This window comes from Virgibacillus tibetensis, assembly GCF_036026595.1.
In the GTDB taxonomy this organism is placed as follows: domain Bacteria; phylum Bacillota; class Bacilli; order Bacillales; family Amphibacillaceae; genus Virgibacillus_P; species Virgibacillus_P tibetensis.
Genome location: NZ_JARZFX010000007.1, coordinates 116,859 through 133,825 on the forward strand (window position 1 = coordinate 116,859; position 16,967 = coordinate 133,825).

A 16,967-nucleotide genomic window follows, 5' to 3' on the forward strand; every position below is an offset into this window, starting at 1 on the left:
GGTACGGAAGGAAGCTAAGGCAGGAGAGTAAGATTAGAAAGTCCCACCACTGGCAACGGTTTTTGTTAACTGGTTATTTTTACCTCCCTTTCGTGGTATGATAGGAAAAAAAACTAAGGAGATTCTATCTATGAAAAGGGGTAAGCCAGTATGGGGGCTAATTCTATTATTCCTATGCACAGCCTTAGTAGCATGTACTGATAACTCAGCGAAAGATAATGCTATTGTAAAGGATCATAGTGAGAGAGCAGCAGAAAATAGAGAACCAAAGAAAAGTAAGCAGGAAATAACGCTTACAGCTGTTGGGGATATATTAATTCATGAACGAGTGTATGAGGATGCCAAAATAGATGGTAAATATGACTTTATGCCAATGCTTGAACACGTAGAACCATTTATAAATGATTCGACTGTTGCTTTTGCTAATCAGGAAACAATGATTGGGGGGGACGAACTAGGGTTATCCACCTATCCAAGATTTAACAGCCCACATGAAATTGGAGATGCACTTAAAGATATTGGTATAAATGTTGTTTCTCTAGCCAATAATCATACATTGGACCGGGGCGAGGAAGCTGTTGATCAAGCCATTGAATATTGGAAATTCATTGATATGATGTATACAGGTGCATTTAAAAGTCAGGAAGATAGTAATATTATTCGTGTGTTGGAAACAAAAGAAGGTATCTCCATTGCTTTTCTGGCGTACACATATGGTACCAATGGCATTCCAGTTCCAACGGGAAAAGATTATCTGGTAAATTTAATAGAAAAACAACATATGGCAGATGTAATTGCTCTTAGCCTGCATTTTGGCAACGAATACGAAAGAATGCCAAGTGAAGAACAAAAGGAGCTTGTTCAATTTGCTGCGAATCAAGGTGTGGATATCGTGCTGGGACATCACCCGCATGTTTTACAACCAATGGAATGGGTGATTGGTAAAAATGGGAATAAGACTCTAGCAGCTTATTCCCTGGGCAATTTCTTATCAGGACAGTATGAGCTTTACCGCCGAATTGGTGGAATTTTACATGTTACCATTACAAAAAATATTCGTGGAGAAATAGAGGTTATAGCTCCGCAATTCACTCCAACATTTGTTAAGTTCCAAGATGATGATACTGACTATGAAGTGCTTCCTATGTACCAGCTGAGCAATAATGATTTAGCCGGATCGGACATGCATTATGAAGAAATCAAAGCACATATGTCACAATGGATGCCCGAACTTGAATTTCTGGAAAAATAGTAACAATCCATCATCATGCCCAAATTGTGTTTAAACAGTTTGGGCATTATTTATATAAATTAAGCGTATAATTTGATATTATAAATCTATGTTTGCATAATTAAAGGATTTTGATACATAAGGGAGATTATTAAGATGGAGTGGAAAAATATATATCGTGGCATGATAATGGGTGCCAGTGATGTAATACCTGGTGTGAGTGGCGGAACTATTGCTGTATTACTAGGTATTTATGATAGATTAATCGCCTCTATTAATGGATTTATGAGTAAAGAATGGAAGAAACATATAGGTTTTCTCCTTCCACTTGGAATAGGGATTATAATAGCAATACTCTCATTGGCTAACTTGCTGGAATGGTTACTTGTTAAATACCCCGGACCAGTACAATTCTTTTTTATGGGGTTAATCATAGGTGTTTTGCCGTTGCTGTTTCATAAAGCGGATGCAAGAAGTTCCTTTCAGGCAAAGCATGTTGTGTTATTAATTATTGGGGCAACTATTGTCGGCTTGATGGTTTTTAATCCAGATGAAGGTACCGTAATTCAACAAATAACATTCTCAACATATATCCTATTATTCTTCTCAGGATTTATTGCCAGTGCTGCCATGGTTTTACCAGGGATTAGTGGGGCGCTGATTCTAGTGATTGCTGGTGTGTACCCAACTGTTATTTCAGCTATCAGTAATTTAAAACTAGATGTAATTGCTGTAACAGGAATTGGTATTGTTCTCGGAATTGTAGTTATGAGTAAAATTGTAAACTTTTTTCTGATTAACTATCGAGCAGGTACATTTGCTGTGGTTATTGGATTAGTGATTGGTTCTATAATTGTTGTATTCCCGGGATGGCCTAATGAAACTGCGCTTGTGCTTGTAAGTATCGTAGCATTTGCAGCCGGTCTATTTGCAGCTTATGTTCTGGGGAAAGTGGAATACCGAGCTTAAGCAAACTGTAAGACAAACGTCAGAAAAATAGATACAATAGAGATTGAAGTAATCATTAAGGGGTGTTAATGAAATGGAATATATAAAAACAGAAGAGCAATTTAATAAGGTTATTGAAAGTGAAGAGCCAGTGATTGTTAAATTCTTTGCAGATTGGTGCCCGGATTGTAAGCGTATGGACATGTTCATCGGTGACGTTTTGGATGAATTCAATAATTATAAGTGGTTTCAAGTGAACAGTGACGAGATAAAAGGTTTGGCTGAGAAGTATGAAGTAATGGGGATCCCGAGCATTTTGATTTTCCAAAATGGAGAGAAAAAGGCACATCAGCATAGTGCTTATACAAAATCACCTGAATCAGTAACCGAGTTTTTACATCAGCAATTGGGATAAGGAAAAGACGATCTTCATCTATAAGGATGAACGATCGTCTTTTTCTTTTTAAGGTGTTGAAATGCTTTTTTACTTTGGGATTTGCCCAGATAACCCCAACACGTTTGCAGATTTTATTGTCTTATGTAATAGCTCCAAATCTACATCGTTCATGAAGGAGAACATCCTTACAACTTTAATATCTAATACTTTTGTTCGCGATGTCACCGTCGGTGAGTATAACACGAATATTGAGATAGTCGTCTTTGGCGATGTCGATCTGGAAATCCTCCGCCGCCAGCTCAGATCCAGCACTGTCTGACAGCTCCGCGATTGCGGCAGGTATTTGTTTGAAGTGAATTATAAAAATATCCAAACTGAAGTGGACTGATCTTTAATTAAGCGCCAATTCCGCAGTTAATCTACGGAATTGGCGCTTTTTAACGCTTGCAAAGTGTTGTTCGATTCTCATCGAGTACCAGTTTGGAATCTTTAATAGTTGTTCGTCTACATACATTTCCAATTATATGCAAATTGGGTAAAATTCAGTATAATTAATACAGATTATAATAAAATAGGAGGTAGATTATGAGAAAAAGGGTATTTTTATTAGTTATCTTGGCTCTACTCTTTTCAACTAGCAGTGTCTTTGCAAAAGACCTCTCTGTTGAGACACAAAACTCCTTTGAGATGACAGGCGAGGAAAAAAATCAAAAGGTATCTCCCTCTGCGGTATTAGGACCAGATGGTAGACATAAAGTTCAAAACACTTCCTTGATGCCGTATCGAGCGTTGACATTTATATTAGTGACTGGAAATGGTTAGGGGTGTTTAACTTGGTTGAGTCACCACCATATAAAAGATTCCTGATAGCCTGTTTACTTGTCTTAGCGTTGTCGTCTACCCTTAACGGACTAATACCTAAGGGCCCCCCAGTTGATTTAACACATGGTTACATGACCATAGGGGGCTATGTAGCATCCAAAAAATTTGGTTCGATATGGCTGGTGAAAGAACCAGTTAGTATATGGGAAAGGTTAGCTATGAATCTAGCTTTAAACTCAAACTACACCATTGTGTCAAGACATGACGAAGCAAATAAGTTCAGCTTATTTAGTGGTCTTAAGGTAAACCAACGGGTACGTGTTTATGGTGATCATCTGAGAGAATCATCTCCAAGTCAGATAAAAGCCTATTATATCGAAAAAATTGATGGAGATGATGCCCCTAAGTAGTGTGGATCATAAGTAGAGAGCAGCGATCGCTGCTCTCTTAGGGCTGTCAAGCTTATTTCTTTGTCAGAAAAAACTTCACCGATTCGCCGCGTTAATAATATAGGTAACAATTAAAGGCGGTGATTAGGTTGTTTATATAAGGAATAATAGTCAACATGAAGTAGAAGTTACTTTATTCAATTAAGACTTTATTTTCAACAATCGCAGTGCATTTAATGTTACGAGTAAGGTTGCTCCCATATCGGCGAAAATAGCTATCCATAATGTCAGCCAGCCAGGGATGACGAGTAACAATGCAACAATTTTAATACCTATTGAAAATGTAATGTTTTGCTTGATTATCGTAAGTGCTTTTCGACTTAAATTCACGGCGTAAGGTAGTTTTTGCAGGTCGTCTGCCATAAGTGCAATATCTGCCGTTTCAAGAGCACTATCTGTTCCGGCAGAACCCATTGCTATACCAACAGTTGATGCAGCTAATGCTGGTGTATCATTTATACCGTCCCCAACCATAGCTATATTTCCGTACTGCTTTCGGTATTTTTTTATAAAGTGAAGTTTGTCTTCAGGTAAGAGGCCTGCTTTACTATCTGTTATTCCGAGTTCCTGGCTTAAAGCTTCTGCCGTTTGAGGATGGTCACCAGTAAGCATGAATGAGTGTCTGATTCCTTGTTTGTGTAATTGAGAGATAACAGATTTGCTTTCATTTCTTAGTTCATCACGCAGTGCAATAGATAAGAAAACCTGGTTTTCTGTACCAAAGAGCATGATCGTTTTCCCTGCTGCTTGGTGGTCAGCTATTGTTAAGGAAAGTTTTTCGTCAAGTGGTTGCCCATATAATTCTTCGAAAAGTTTTGGCGAGCCGACATAGATTGTTTCTCCATTTATACTTCCTTTAATACCTTTTCCTTGAAGTGTAGTAAAATGATCTACTTTAGTTGCAGTATAATCAATACCCTGTTCATTTGTGTGATCTAAAATGGCCTTTGCTAATGGATGTTGTGACTTATTTTCTAGTGCAGCTAAATTTAATAGAGCGGTTTCGCGATTCTCTGTGTAGTACGTTACATCTGTTACAACCGGTGTTCCTTTTGTCAGTGTTCCTGTTTTGTCAAATGCAATCGATTTAAGTGACCCGATCTGTTCGAGGTATACGCCCCCTTTAATGAGCACACCGTTTCGGGCAGCATTTCCGATTGCTGTAACAATTGCAACAGGAGTAGAGATGACTAATGCACATGGACATCCGACAACGAGGACTGCCAGCCCTTGATAGAACCATGCACTCCAGGATCCTCCCAAAAGTGGTGGAATAACTGCGACGAGAATGGCAATCGCAATGATTACAGGTGTATAGTAAGCTGCAAACCGATCTACAAATGCTTGGGAAGGTGCACGCTCTGCCTGGGCCTCTTCAACCAAGTGTATAATTTTTGCAATGGTGGTATCTTCAGCTTTTTTAGTGATTTCTATTTCCAGAAATCCGTCCTGATTTATCGTTCCAGCGAATACTTGTTCATCCTTTTGTTTTTCGACGGGAATTGATTCCCCAGTGATCGGTGCTTGGTTAATGGAGGAGTACCCTTTTAAAACTACGCCATCCATAGCAATTTTATCACCAGGTTTAACTATCATCACATCACCAATGGCAATATCTTTAATAGGTACAGACTCTTCTTTTCCATTTCGTATAATTAAAGCATTCTTCGGAGCGATTCCCATTAAAGTACGAATCGATGCTCGGGCTTTATCCATAGAATAGGTTTCAAGTGCTTCACTAATCGCAAACAGAATAACAACTACTGCTGCTTCTTTCCATTCACCAATAATGGCCGCACCAATTACGGCAATCGTCATTAGTGTTTTCATGTCAAACTGCAGGCGGCTCAGGTTTATTAAGCCGGCTCGAAAAAGAGATAACCCGCCTATAAGAATAGCTGAAGCAAGTAGAAGAGTTGTTATATAGTGTGTATCATCAAAAAGAAAGGAAGCAACAAAGCCAAGAATAATAAATAAAGTTGCTAAGAGCAGCCGATCATATCGAATCCAGAAGGGACCCTTCTGCTTCGTGCTTTCTTCGTTATCTTGAATGATTTTTATATGGTCAAAAGAACCAGCCTTTTCAATTTCAGTAATGGAGGGATTTCCTTCAATGGCAATTTTTGAAGCAGCAAAATTCACATGGGCATCTTGTACACCATTAATTCGTTTTACATTATCTTCAAATGTTTTAGCACAATTTGTACAGGATAGTCCCTGTAACCGATATGTCTGTTGAACCTTTTCGTTAACTGACATGGGTTGAATGCTCCTTCATATGAACAAATGCCTGTTGGATTAATTCTTTAATATGTGAATCATACAAAGAATAGTAGACGAGCTTTCCTTCTTTACGGTAAGCAGCTATCCCAGCTTTGTATAATTTGCGTAAATGATGGGAAGTTGTGGCGGTTGTTGCTTCTAAAATAGCAGCAATATCACATACACAAAGTTCTTCCTCAATTAGTAAGGCATATGCAATTTGTAATCTGTTCGGATCTGCTAATAACTTATAAATCGTACTGACCTCTGCTATTGGTTCGTTTACCATTAGCTGTTTAACACGCTTAACTTTATCTATATGAACACAGGTAACTTCGCATATATCTTTTGGCATGACTACCACTCCTTACATTCATTCAAATAAGTGCTTGAATATAATTATATTCAAGTAATGGTTTGAATGTCAAAGGAATCGACAATTTAGATAGTATTACTACCAATTATGAAACTTGGTTTACCACTGTCTATTAGTTTTATCTTGCCATTTTCCAACTGTATCATACCGTCGTGAAACTCTCCTTGGAATATGCGTTTGAAAGAATTAACATCCTCCGTTCCGAAATTAATCTGATCTATATGCTGATCACTTATAAGTTTACCTTCCTCTGGTACGTTTTTAACTTCTCCCCACTCAACTAAAAAAGGAAGCATCCTCTCTGTATCCGGAAAAAGCATACGCCATTTCAGCATTGACCCATCGGGCTTCTTTCGACTGCCAGAAAAGGGGCCAGTACAGGGAATATTTTCTTTTGCAAAATACGCGATGTACTTGTCCATGCGATCCGTACGAAACGCAAATTGAATGACTTCTTCCTTTCCATTTGTAAGGGCATTAACTACCTGCTTAATTAGTGGGTTATCGGAAGTATTTGCAATCGTGTCATCAAAAATACCTATCCACTCAATGTAACTTTCACTCGAAAAATAAGCGAGGTAATTATACGTACCCCAGTTCTCATGTCTACCACCTTGGACAATGGGAACATCATTTTTCTCACTAAAGTCCTTCGCTGCTTTTTCCGGATCTTTTGCTGTAATAATAATATGGTCTATTGCCAGCATTATAAAAAACCTCCTGATTCGAATTTTCTTTCAATTCATCTTGATACTAAGTATAATGGAGAAAAAATTATTATTGAAGGGAAGTAGCCTGAATTATGCAAAAAGCAATACTAAAAGATTTTCCAAACGAACTATATACAAAAAGATTATTCATTCGAATGCCGCTACCTGGGGATGGCAACGAAGTTCATAAAGCAATCCTGGCCAGTAAGCAGGATTTAAAAAAATGGCTGCCGTTTGCTCAGCGGGATCAAACAGTGGACGAAACAGAGATGAATGTGAGGGAAGCGCACCTTAATTTTTTAAAGAGAGAGGATCTGCGTCTTCATATATTTAATCGGGAAACAAAGGATTTCATTGGCTGTACTGGATTACATCGGATCGACTGGGAAGTTCCTAAATTTGAAATTGGTTATTGGATTGATAGTAGAAAGACAGGCAATGGGTATATAACCGAAGCAGTTCAGGGGGTAACTGAGTTTGCATTTAATGAATTAAATGCCCGCCGAGTGGAGATCCAATGTGATACGAAGAATCTGAAGAGCATAGCGGTAGCCGAACGACTAGGCTACACACTGGAAGGGGTTCATTATAATGATTCGGTTGCTGTGGATGGAGCTGAATTAAGAGATACATGTATATATGCAAAAATTAAGTAGTTGCATTCTTTCAATCTTAAGAAGTACTAGTTGTTTATAAAATGAGACAAAGAATTTAATAAAGTTTTCTATGAGGTTGAAGTGGAAAGTGAAGGTAGAGAATATGACTTAAAGCTTGATGGGAACTCAGGAGAGGTTTTGAAAATCAGAGAAAAAGAGTCGACAGCGAAAGCTAATAACGAAGATAAATCGGAGGATGCAGACCTAGCTATAAATGAGAAAGAAAAAAAGGAAGCTGATGAACAGCCTGATGAGAAATCCGATAAGAAAGATAATGAGAAGCCGAAAGACCATACGAAAGCAGTAATTGGTATGAAGGAAGCAGAAGAAATAGCCCTGAATTCATTCTCTGGTACGATTACTGAAGTGGAATTGGATGAGGATGATGGACGGTTGATTTATGAAATTGAAATTGAAAATGGGAATGAAGAAGCAGAAATTGATATCGATGCATACACAGGAGAAATATTAGTTTTATCCATTGATAGAGATGATAATTAGTTAAAAATAAGCTGCCAGTATAAATGCTGGTAGCTTATTTTTTAAAGGAATACTATAACGCTAATTTACTCCACGGTAACACTAAAGTTTTCCGTTGTGGTCGCTTTAACAGTTTTGTGTTTTTCGAAATAGTCACGAATTAATTCGACTGCGTCCTTCTGAATTTCCCTAATGACAGGTTTATGCTTAAACATATCATAATTACCACCACCAGTTGCTCGATAATTGTTTAAGACGACGTGGCAGGATGCATCTGCTTTAAGCTGTTTGCCATGATAGTGGATATATTCAACGCGTGAACCAATTTGTTTACTGATATTTATTTTATACTCAATCCCTTCCCACATATCATAATTATAATGCTGGGGTTTCGGTTCCACATAGGTGGGGTTGACACCTATTCCTTGGTTTTCGTCTAAAACAAAGTAAGCCGCACTCTTTTCTAAAGCATCTTTAATATCCTTACCTGTTAATTCAAGCACAACCAGTGTGTTGGGGTACATGTAATTAGCAACTATATCACGCATGGTTACAACAGATGAGAAGCCTTCAGAGCTGTTATTTAGCAGGGAGGTAACAGATATATCAACCCCACTTGCGTCCATTTGTACATTTTGGATAAACTCTATAAACGGATGTTTTGTTACCCTGGCTTCAAATGGGTTCTTTATTGACATGTCGCCCTCTATATAGCCGATGGGTTGATCCAGCCAATTCTGAGTGGATCTTTCCAAACTAGTCATATACCGCAATATTTCCGGAGCTGATTCAACTTGATCAAGTGTTTGTACCACAGCTCGTTTAGCAGTTATATTCCATTCTCTATTGCTTTTCATAAGGTCAATCTGTACCTCACCATAGGCGTGACCGTTCTTTGAAGGCTGAACTACTAAAACGCCATTAATTCTGCCAGTCAGGGTTCGGTGCTGATGTCCTGTTAACAGGACATCAATTCCTTCAATTTCCTGGCACATTTGATAACCTTGATTTTCGCCTGTTAATGCCTCTGTTGGTTCACCTGTGATAATATCTCTTTCAAATCCACCGTGGTAGGAAACAATTAGAACATCAGGTTTCTCTGCTTCACGGATATGAGAAACCCATTTTTGTAAGGAGTGAAAGGCATTATCAAACCGAATTCCTTTAATATGCTCAGGTGATTCCCAATTAGGAATATAATGAGTTGTAACCCCGATAACTGCAATCTTAATTCCATTATCTAATTTCTTTATAATGTAAGGGGGACCGAAAGCGGGCTTGTCCGTTTTTTCATCAACAATATTAGCTGACAGCCATGGGAATTCTGATTGTTCGACAGCATCGGATAAAACTTGCGTACCAAAGTTGAACTCATGGTTACCGATGACACCTGCATCAATACCAATACGGTTCATAATGCCTACCAGTGGATTCTTTTTATCCATATGCTCCTTTACATAATGAGTCATTAATGGGGTTCCCTGAATCAGATCTCCGTTATCAAGTACAAGTAAGTGGTCATTTTCTTCTCTGTATTTTTTAACAATAGTTGCATACTTAGTAAGTCCTATGTCAGCAGGTTCATTTGGTCCATATAAAATTGGCATCGCATGTCCATGGATGTCACTTGTGTATAAAATAGTTACTTTAGCTGAGTTATCCTGCAAAACGGTACATCCTTTCTATGAAAAATAAAGAACGAAATTTAGAGTATGTACTCTTTCATTCGTTCCTTATCTTCTCTGTCATTATACAATTTTACGTCTAATTCGTGCAGAAATAAAGTCAATAATAGTTACAACAATGATAATTGCCAATAAAATCAATCCCATTTCATTCCAATTACGGTTATTAGCAGCAAAGATAATCATCGTACCAATACCACCTGCACCAACAATACCTAAGATAGATGATGCCCTTATATCAATTTCAAAACGGTAAATGGCATACGATAAAAACTCAGGAATGATCTGAGGCATTACACCGTAAAATAGAATTTGTATCTTATTCGCACCATTTGCTTCCATTGCTTCAACGACATCCATATCAATGGATTCAATTACTTCTGAGTACAATTTCCCCAACATGCCTGTAGAGCCGATGGCAATAGCAAGTACTCCAGCAAAAGCGTTAGGCCCAACTGCTACAACAAACAAGATGGCTAGAATAATGTCTGGAAAGGCACGTACTGCAGAGAGAATCCATTTCCCGGCTGTTGTTAAAATTTTACTTCCTGTCATGTTTTGTGCTGCAAGAAATCCTAATGGTATGGCCAGTATAGCAGCCATTAGTGAACCTGCAAAGGCAATAAATATTGTTTCAAGGATACTCCAGAAAACATCATTGGTTGCCGACCAGTCGGGGCTGAATAATTTGGGAATTACTCTGTGGAAATTATTTACTACTCGCTCAAACGCTCGTCCCCAATCAATGTTTATACCCAGGAAAGTCCACACATACATCGCAATTATAAGAAGAAAGATTGTTACTTTCTTTATCATTTTAAATCGTGATTTTTTCGGTTTTGGAGGTAATGAATAAGTTGTCATTATATCAGAGCCTCCCTTAACTTATTGCTAATGTACTCAATAACAATTACTACAACGAAAATCATGATAATGATTGCCATCGCATTTGGATAATTATAGAAGCCTAATTGCTGATCAAGCACCAATCCAATCCCGCCGGCACCAACTAATCCCAGTACAACAGATGCACGTATGTTTATTTCAAATACATAAAGTACAAACGATGTGAATTGTGGCAGAACCTGTGGAACGAGTCCAAAAAATATTACCTGATAAACATTTGCTCCAGAAGCCCGCATTGCTTCAAGTGGATTCATATCTACAGATTCGATGGTTTCACTGATTAGTTTGGCCAGTATTCCCAATGAAAATATAAAAAGTGCCAAAATACCTGGAAGTAGTCCGATCCCAAATAAACCAACGAATATAACAGCGAGCACCAAATCAGGTATTGTACGCAAGATGTTTAATAATGTTCTTGTAAAAACATATAATGGTTTAAAAGTGGCGATGTTTTGGGCTGATAAAAGAGCTAATGGGATGGTTAATATGGTGGCAGCAGTAGTAGCGATTATCGCCATTTGAATCGTCTGTGCCATTGGTCCCCAAACTGCCGGAAGGACTTTCAGATTGGGTGGGAAGAACTTTTCAATAACAACTCCCATATTGCCAAGTGCGTTTCCGAAACCACCTACCATTTCCCGTTGCGTATACATCATACTGAATAAGTAGAATCCTAGGATAACAAAGAATATTATCGTAATTTGTGTTTTCGTTTTAACAGGATAAATAGGTGGTGTCTTTTTCAGAGACAATGAATTGTTTTGTTTCGTCACGATTCATTCGCCCCCCCACGCAAGTCATCCTCACGTATCGTACGGCCGTAAATTTCTTCAAATGTTTTCTCTGTAACCTCAGATACAGGCCCGTCAAATACTACTTCACCAGCACGCATTCCAATAATACGGTCAGCATATTCCATTGCCATATCAATAAAGTGGAGGTTAACAATCGTTGTAATGTTGTCCTCCTTATTAATTTTTTTTAAATAAGTCATTACCTGATGTGAAGTTGGTGGATCAAGTGAGGCAACAGGCTCGTCGGCTAAAATATACGATGGTTTCTGAGTAAGTACACGGGCAATACTTACACGTTGCTGTTGTCCGCCACTTAGTTCGTCTGCGCGGTTATATATTTTTTCGGCGATATTTACCCGCTGCAAACTTTCATAAGCTAATCCGATATCTTCTTTCTTATACAGATTTAAGATAGAACGTAGTGTTCCTGTATGGCCTAAACGGCCAGCCAAAACGTTCTTCAAAACGTTGGAGCGATTAACAAGGTTGTAGCTTTGAAATATCATGCCAATTTTTGTTCTAAGCTTACGCAGGTTACCACCGCGGTATGTAAGTATATCTTCGTTATCTATTAGCAGGGAGCCAGAAGTGGGGGTGACAAGACGGTTAATACTGCGGATGAAAGTGGACTTTCCAGCACCTGATAATCCGACGATTACAACAAACTCCCCATCTTCAATTGTGACGTTTATATTTTTTAAGCCTTCTGTACCATTAGGGTAGACAAGACCAACATCTTTAAATTCAATCATAATATGTACTTCCTCCATAACATACTTGAAATTAGGAAAAAAAGGGAGATAAACCTCTCCCTTTTAATTTTTATAAATATTCGGTTACTCTTAGGTTAAAGTGAAATATCATCTTTAAATTCTTGGTATGTCTCTTTTACGATGTCGTACTCTTCGTCTGATGCTTCATCAATTGCATTCCAATTATAAACCTCATTCATAATTTCAATCATATCCTCGTCATCATTGAAAGACAGGAAGGCTTCTTTGATCTTTTGAACTAACTCATCATCAAGCTCTTTCGTAACAGAAATCGTATCATTTGGAATTTCATCGGTGTAGTCTAGTACAGTTAGCACGTCCATTACATCAGGATATTCCTCTTCAAGTTCTGTACGGACGTCATCAAATGTGGTAGCTACATCAGCGTCACCATTATATACGGCAAGTGCTGAGTTATCATGACCACCGGTTTGTTGTGTTCCGGAGAAAAATTCACTTTCTAATTCTGATCCAGAATCAAAATCGAACTCTTTCATTAATTGGCTGGCAGGGAATAGATAGCCTGAAGTCGATCCTTTATCTCCATAAGCCCAAACTTTTCCTTTAAGATCTTCAAAACTATTGATACCAGAATCTGAACGTACCAGATATTGTGCTTTGTAGGAACTAGATCCGTATCTGATAGATTTTAAGATTACTTCAACATCATATTGCTCGTTTGCCAGAACGTAACCAAATGCAGGGACAAAACCAATTTGCACCTGATTAGCTCCCATTGCTTCAACTAGAGAATTATAATTTGTCATGACTTTACCTTGTACATCAATACCCAGTTCTTCACTTAAACGCTCGGCTAATGGCTCTACTGTGTCCGCAATTTTGTCAGAATCCTGTGATGGCACAAATCCCATTACTAAAGTATCCGGTGTTCCTTCATCTCCACTGCCATTACCCTCAGAAGTTCCACAAGCAGCTAATATTAATGAGAAACTTAACACAAGCATTAGACTATAAAGTTTTTTCATCTTGACCCTCCTATGTAATATGAAAACTTAATTAATAGTACCTCTTTATTAAATCCTATTTAGAACAAGAATACTAGCCTATTTTTTAAGTTTTACAAAAAATTTACATATTTTCATCTGAAAATTGACAACTAGGATAACTTGATTGGCCTATCAGCTATCTTTTTGTATAAAAATCATTCCTAATTAAAGGTTTCTTTGCCAGATAAGAAGGAAATGAATAGTAAATAAGAGAAGGGAAGAGAGTAAATGCCTAAATATGAAAAAGCGCTATTTTTGTATAATGGAAATGCAGGTAAAAATGATATGGAACAAAAGTTATCGCAAACATTGCCTATTATCACGAAAGCAATTAGAGAGCTAACTATTGTTCAGACAAAATCAAGTAAGGAGGCCAAAGAAACATGTATTGCCTTTGCTTCTAAAATTGATCTCTTAATAATTTTAGGAGGTGATGGAACAGTCCATACATGTATAAACAGTATAGCTGCTCTGGAGAGTCGACCGGTAGTAGCGATATTACCAGGAGGTACATCCAACGATTTCAGCAGAATGCTGCGTATCCCCCAGAATCTGTATGCTGCTGCGACAGCAATTGTGGAAGGTGACGCAGTACCTATTGATATAGGGAAATCAAATAGCACTTATTTCCTGAACTTTTGGGGGATTGGGCTTGTTTCCGAGACTTCGCAAAACATTGACGAAGATCAAAAGGAAAACTTCGGTGTGCTGAGTTACTTTATGAGCACTTTAAGGACAGTAAGCCAAGCCGAGCCCTTTACATACGACATCAAGACATTAAATAATCAGTACGAGGGAGAGGCTGTAATGGTGCTTGTCTTAAACGGAAAATTCTTAGGTACAAAGGAGCTTCCAATTGCAACAGTTGATCCAAGCGACGGCAAGCTTGATATATTAATTGTAAAAAACTCAAACATAGCGTCCTTTCGTGAATTACTTGCAATGAACAACCCTGAGTTTTATGATAAGGAATTTTCTGAGCTCAAACATTTTCAGGCAACTGAATTAGTAATTAATACTGATGAAACAAAGGAAATTGATATGGATGGTGAGATTAATGAAACAACGCCATCTATTATTGAAATCCTACCAAGTCACCTGCAAATGATTCAGGGATCCTTTCGTTCGTGAAAAAAGACAAACGGATTGCTCAGCCTTAAATGAAACCTTTTTGTGTATCGATTCGTATATGTATTAACAAACAGTAATGGGCTGGGTGCAAAAGAAAATGAATACCCTCATATTAAAAAGAGAGAAGTGAATTACATGGAACGACCATCTTTTGAAAAATAGCAAGATTTCTCGTTTAAGCCTTACTGATTGTGCTGTTTTGGAATTTTTTATCACCGAGGGGAACAGCCTTTGTAGAAAATAGAGGAATCTTGCTGACGAGTGGTAGTATTACATACGTTGTAAATAAATTAGAGGAAAAAGAATTACTCATTCGCAAAGTATGTTCTAAGGATGGACGTATTAGCAAAGCAAGATATTTATCTTTATAAGATAAATGTTTTGCTTTCTTTTATTTAGGTTACATAACCAAAGTATGCTGTTAAAGGTTTAAATGTACAGTTACGTAATATTAGTGTAACTAAAATGAAATATTTACGTTTATCTCGTTTAAGGAACGGGTAAATATGGGTAAATGTGATTATTAATATTAACCATAGATCACATCTAGGAGGACTCACCGATGAGCGAAAAGAAAGTGCAAATTTACGTAAGTGATAATAGTAAACAATGTGAAAAGCTTTTAACACAAATGGATGAATGGGAGATTAACTATGAAATAAAAAATATTACAACTGACAATAAATACAGGAGCGAGTTGCAAAATTTGGGTATTTATGGAACACCTGCTACATTTATAGAAAATGAGCGAAATCCGATTCTAGGCTACCAGAAAGACAGGATCCTCTATGCGTTAAGTGAGAGGGATGACCTATTAATGTATTACAATTATGCGGACGAAAATAACAAGGAAAGTTAACACACTTCTAAAAATACCTGCATAACTTATTGTAGGTGAAAAAAGGAAGAGGTGTGTTTACAAATGTATAACCGGCCTTATTATGAGCAGTCTGTGCATCCTGGTTTTCCTTACTTAAATCAACCTTATACGCAGCAACCCTATAATACAGCAACTTTATTTAATGGGCCAGCCAACCATCAAACTCCTTATGAACAGTTTGCTAAACCACAACAACCTACGAATTGGCCCGATTATATGCAAACAAACGCGTACTATGCGGATTTAAATTATCCATTAAATAAAAACCCTGACTATAATCAGCATTATACTTACCAGAACGCAAACCTTAATCCTCATTCTGTCCCAAACCAGAATCCAAATCCATTTGCAAACCCAAATCCTAATCCAAGCATAAATCCCAACCCCAGCAACGGACTTATGAGTTACTTTCAGAGCCAGGATGGTCAAGTTGACTTTGATAAAATGTTATCTACTGTAGGTCAACTGGCCAATACGTATCATCAAGTATCTCCAATTGTTAAACAGTTCGGTGCGCTGATGAAAAATTTCAGATAATGTGAAACGAAGCGGTTGCCACCAATTTTTCACTCATTCTAAGTATTGTAAGAAAAATGTAGTATTGGAAAGAGAATAAAAGGGGTATATGTAGCTATAAGTAATATTTTAACCGAAAGCGGGTAAAAGATACTATACAGCTAAATAAGGAGAATCATTATGATTGGATGTTTGGTTATCCACGGGTATACCGGTGGCCCATATGAAGTAGATCCATTAGCAAATTTTCTTAAAGAAAACACCAACTGGCACATTGAAGTCCCAACTTTACCTGGACACGGAAGACAACTTAATTTGAAGGACGTGTCACATAAAAAGTGGATTACAGCAGCAGAAAGCTCATTAAAACAATTGAAAAATAAATATGATGAAATTTATCTTATTGGCTTTTCAATGGGAGGAATGATTGCTGCCTACTTAGCAGCTAAATATAAAGTAGATAAGCTTGTGCTCTTAGCGCCATCTGGTAAGTATTTATCTTTTAAGCAGCTGAGTATTGATGCTGCAGGAATGCTGGCGGATGGAGTTAATGGAAATCTGAAAAAAAATAAACTTTACATTCATTATAAAAAGAAAGTAGGATCTGTTCCATTTACAGCAAATTTAGAGTTTTTAAAGTTAGTGAAGTTTACGCGCCGTTATCTGAAAAAGATTGATTCCCCAGTATTAATTGCTCAAGGACAGCAGGACGGTATGGTACCTTTTAAGACTGCATACTATTTAAACAAAGAGATTAGTTCCAAGCGAAAGGAAGTTGTTTTTTTTGAGAGGTCAAGGCATTTAATTTGTTTAGGGGATGACCGGGACACTCTGAACACAATGGTTTATAACTTTTTAATGAAGCCGAAAGAACAAAATTAAGAAGCATCAGCCCATGGGAATATGAGCTGATGCTTTCTCTATCTTGTGAAAATATAGAGTGA

Annotated in this window: 19 protein-coding genes and 2 pseudogenes; 13 read left to right on the forward strand and 8 right to left on the reverse strand. The window is 37.6% G+C overall.

Features of this window, described 5'->3' with window-relative positions:
- Window positions 1–130: 130 nt before the first annotated feature.
- The 6 genes and pseudogenes from QGM71_RS14235 to QGM71_RS14255 all read left to right on the forward strand — a co-directional run bounded on the left by QGM71_RS14235 (window position 131) and on the right by QGM71_RS14255 (window position 3,808).
- Window positions 131–1,252 (forward strand): CapA family protein, encoded by a 1,122-nt coding sequence (locus tag QGM71_RS14235; protein ID WP_327608235.1) that lies wholly within the window; start codon window positions 131–133, stop codon window positions 1,250–1,252.
- Between the two features lie 135 nt (window positions 1,253–1,387).
- On the forward strand, window positions 1,388–2,200 hold the full coding sequence (locus tag QGM71_RS14240) for a DUF368 domain-containing protein (RefSeq protein ID WP_327608236.1): 813 nt from the start codon (window positions 1,388–1,390) through the stop codon (window positions 2,198–2,200).
- A 73-nt stretch (window positions 2,201–2,273) separates the two neighbouring features.
- Entirely contained in the window at window positions 2,274–2,594 is a 321-nt protein-coding gene (locus tag QGM71_RS14245; protein WP_327608237.1) for a thioredoxin family protein, read from the forward strand.
- A gap of 190 nt (window positions 2,595–2,784) precedes the next feature.
- Window positions 2,785–2,964 (forward strand): annotated as a pseudogene (locus tag QGM71_RS21850) (carbon-nitrogen hydrolase); the annotation flags it as partial.
- A 197-nt stretch (window positions 2,965–3,161) separates the two neighbouring features.
- On the forward strand, window positions 3,162–3,398 hold the full coding sequence (locus QGM71_RS14250) for a hypothetical protein (protein ID WP_327608238.1): 237 nt from the start codon (window positions 3,162–3,164) through the stop codon (window positions 3,396–3,398).
- A gap of 11 nt (window positions 3,399–3,409) precedes the next feature.
- Entirely contained in the window at window positions 3,410–3,808 is a 399-nt protein-coding gene (locus QGM71_RS14255) for a DUF3221 domain-containing protein (RefSeq protein WP_327608239.1), read from the forward strand.
- 180 nt (window positions 3,809–3,988) lie between these two features.
- On the opposite strand, the gene QGM71_RS14260 is transcribed toward QGM71_RS14255, so the two are convergent.
- The 3 genes from QGM71_RS14260 to QGM71_RS14270 form a co-directional block, all read right to left on the reverse strand.
- Complete coding sequence (locus QGM71_RS14260) at window positions 3,989–6,106, reverse strand: heavy metal translocating P-type ATPase (RefSeq protein ID WP_327608240.1); 2,118 nt, start codon at window positions 6,104–6,106, stop codon at window positions 3,989–3,991.
- On the reverse strand, window positions 6,096–6,464 hold the full coding sequence (locus QGM71_RS14265) for an ArsR/SmtB family transcription factor (protein ID WP_327608241.1): 369 nt from the start codon (window positions 6,462–6,464) through the stop codon (window positions 6,096–6,098). Before QGM71_RS14265 ends, QGM71_RS14260 begins: the two co-directional genes overlap by 11 nt.
- Window positions 6,465–6,550: 86 nt before the next feature.
- Entirely contained in the window at window positions 6,551–7,192 is a 642-nt protein-coding gene (locus tag QGM71_RS14270) for a VOC family protein (protein WP_327608242.1), read from the reverse strand.
- A gap of 95 nt (window positions 7,193–7,287) precedes the next feature.
- Between QGM71_RS14270 and QGM71_RS14275 the strand changes: the two genes are divergently transcribed.
- The 3 genes and pseudogenes from QGM71_RS14275 (at window position 7,288) to QGM71_RS21855 (ending at window position 8,352) form a co-directional block, all read left to right on the forward strand.
- Entirely contained in the window at window positions 7,288–7,851 is a 564-nt protein-coding gene (locus tag QGM71_RS14275; RefSeq protein ID WP_327608243.1) for a GNAT family N-acetyltransferase, read from the forward strand.
- A gap of 72 nt (window positions 7,852–7,923) precedes the next feature.
- Window positions 7,924–7,986, forward strand: a pseudogene (locus QGM71_RS14280) (hypothetical protein); the annotation flags it as partial.
- 3 nt (window positions 7,987–7,989) lie between these two features.
- Complete coding sequence (locus QGM71_RS21855; protein WP_407703036.1) at window positions 7,990–8,352, forward strand: PepSY domain-containing protein; 363 nt, start codon at window positions 7,990–7,992, stop codon at window positions 8,350–8,352.
- A gap of 65 nt (window positions 8,353–8,417) precedes the next feature.
- On the opposite strand, the gene QGM71_RS14290 is transcribed toward QGM71_RS21855, so the two are convergent.
- The 5 genes from QGM71_RS14290 to phnD all read right to left on the reverse strand — a co-directional run bounded on the left by QGM71_RS14290 (window position 8,418) and on the right by phnD (window position 13,475).
- Entirely contained in the window at window positions 8,418–9,998 is a 1,581-nt protein-coding gene (locus QGM71_RS14290; protein ID WP_327608244.1) for a bifunctional metallophosphatase/5'-nucleotidase, read from the reverse strand.
- 81 nt (window positions 9,999–10,079) lie between these two features.
- Window positions 10,080–10,880 (reverse strand): phosphonate ABC transporter, permease protein PhnE, encoded by an 801-nt coding sequence (gene phnE, locus QGM71_RS14295; protein WP_327608245.1) that lies wholly within the window; start codon window positions 10,878–10,880, stop codon window positions 10,080–10,082.
- A complete protein-coding gene (phnE, locus tag QGM71_RS14300; protein WP_327608246.1) occupies window positions 10,880–11,695 on the reverse strand; it encodes a phosphonate ABC transporter, permease protein PhnE in 816 nt (271 codons plus the stop codon). The genes phnE (QGM71_RS14295) and phnE (QGM71_RS14300) overlap by 1 nt, the downstream gene beginning before the upstream one ends.
- Window positions 11,692–12,468, reverse strand: coding sequence for a phosphonate ABC transporter ATP-binding protein (gene phnC, locus QGM71_RS14305; RefSeq protein WP_327608247.1), 777 nt, complete (start codon window positions 12,466–12,468; stop codon window positions 11,692–11,694). The genes phnE (QGM71_RS14300) and phnC overlap by 4 nt, the downstream gene beginning before the upstream one ends.
- Before the next feature lie 95 nt (window positions 12,469–12,563).
- Complete coding sequence (gene phnD / locus QGM71_RS14310) at window positions 12,564–13,475, reverse strand: phosphate/phosphite/phosphonate ABC transporter substrate-binding protein (protein ID WP_327608248.1); 912 nt, start codon at window positions 13,473–13,475, stop codon at window positions 12,564–12,566.
- A 249-nt stretch (window positions 13,476–13,724) separates the two neighbouring features.
- Here phnD and QGM71_RS14315 point away from each other — a divergent pair, with 249 nt between their 5' ends.
- The 4 genes from QGM71_RS14315 (at window position 13,725) to QGM71_RS14330 (ending at window position 16,905) form a co-directional block, all read left to right on the forward strand.
- On the forward strand, window positions 13,725–14,627 hold the full coding sequence (locus tag QGM71_RS14315) for a YegS/Rv2252/BmrU family lipid kinase (protein WP_327608249.1): 903 nt from the start codon (window positions 13,725–13,727) through the stop codon (window positions 14,625–14,627).
- 562 nt (window positions 14,628–15,189) lie between these two features.
- Window positions 15,190–15,486, forward strand: coding sequence for a glutaredoxin family protein (locus QGM71_RS14320; protein WP_327608250.1), 297 nt, complete (start codon window positions 15,190–15,192; stop codon window positions 15,484–15,486).
- 63 nt (window positions 15,487–15,549) lie between these two features.
- Complete coding sequence (locus QGM71_RS14325; protein WP_327608251.1) at window positions 15,550–16,044, forward strand: YppG family protein; 495 nt, start codon at window positions 15,550–15,552, stop codon at window positions 16,042–16,044.
- Window positions 16,045–16,203: 159 nt separating this feature from the next.
- A complete protein-coding gene (locus tag QGM71_RS14330) occupies window positions 16,204–16,905 on the forward strand; it encodes an alpha/beta hydrolase (RefSeq protein ID WP_327608252.1) in 702 nt (233 codons plus the stop codon).
- Window positions 16,906–16,967 lie beyond the last annotated feature (62 nt).

Excerpts from the sequence above, each read along its gene's own strand:
- phnC (WP_327608247.1), bottom strand. The coding sequence starts at position 12,468 with ATGATTGAATTTAAAGATGTTGGTCTTGTCTACCCTAATGGTACAGAA.
- QGM71_RS14245 (WP_327608237.1), top strand. The coding sequence starts at position 2,274 with ATGGAATATATAAAAACAGAAGAGCAATTTAATAAGGTTATTGAAAGT.
- QGM71_RS14235 (WP_327608235.1), top strand. The coding sequence starts at position 131 with ATGAAAAGGGGTAAGCCAGTATGGGGGCTAATTCTATTATTCCTATGC.
- QGM71_RS14320 (WP_327608250.1), top strand. The coding sequence starts at position 15,190 with ATGAGCGAAAAGAAAGTGCAAATTTACGTAAGTGATAATAGTAAACAA.
- QGM71_RS14315 (WP_327608249.1), top strand. The coding sequence starts at position 13,725 with ATGCCTAAATATGAAAAAGCGCTATTTTTGTATAATGGAAATGCAGGT.
- QGM71_RS14330 (WP_327608252.1), top strand. The coding sequence starts at position 16,204 with ATGATTGGATGTTTGGTTATCCACGGGTATACCGGTGGCCCATATGAA.
- QGM71_RS14260 (WP_327608240.1), bottom strand. The coding sequence starts at position 6,106 with ATGTCAGTTAACGAAAAGGTTCAACAGACATATCGGTTACAGGGACTA.
- QGM71_RS14250 (WP_327608238.1), top strand. The coding sequence starts at position 3,162 with ATGAGAAAAAGGGTATTTTTATTAGTTATCTTGGCTCTACTCTTTTCA.
- phnD (WP_327608248.1), bottom strand. The coding sequence starts at position 13,475 with ATGAAAAAACTTTATAGTCTAATGCTTGTGTTAAGTTTCTCATTAATA.
- QGM71_RS14240 (WP_327608236.1), top strand. The coding sequence starts at position 1,388 with ATGGAGTGGAAAAATATATATCGTGGCATGATAATGGGTGCCAGTGAT.
- phnE (WP_327608245.1), bottom strand. The coding sequence starts at position 10,880 with ATGACAACTTATTCATTACCTCCAAAACCGAAAAAATCACGATTTAAA.
- QGM71_RS14275 (WP_327608243.1), top strand. The coding sequence starts at position 7,288 with ATGCAAAAAGCAATACTAAAAGATTTTCCAAACGAACTATATACAAAA.
- QGM71_RS14270 (WP_327608242.1), bottom strand. The coding sequence starts at position 7,192 with ATGCTGGCAATAGACCATATTATTATTACAGCAAAAGATCCGGAAAAA.
- QGM71_RS14265 (WP_327608241.1), bottom strand. The coding sequence starts at position 6,464 with ATGCCAAAAGATATATGCGAAGTTACCTGTGTTCATATAGATAAAGTT.
- QGM71_RS14325 (WP_327608251.1), top strand. The coding sequence starts at position 15,550 with ATGTATAACCGGCCTTATTATGAGCAGTCTGTGCATCCTGGTTTTCCT.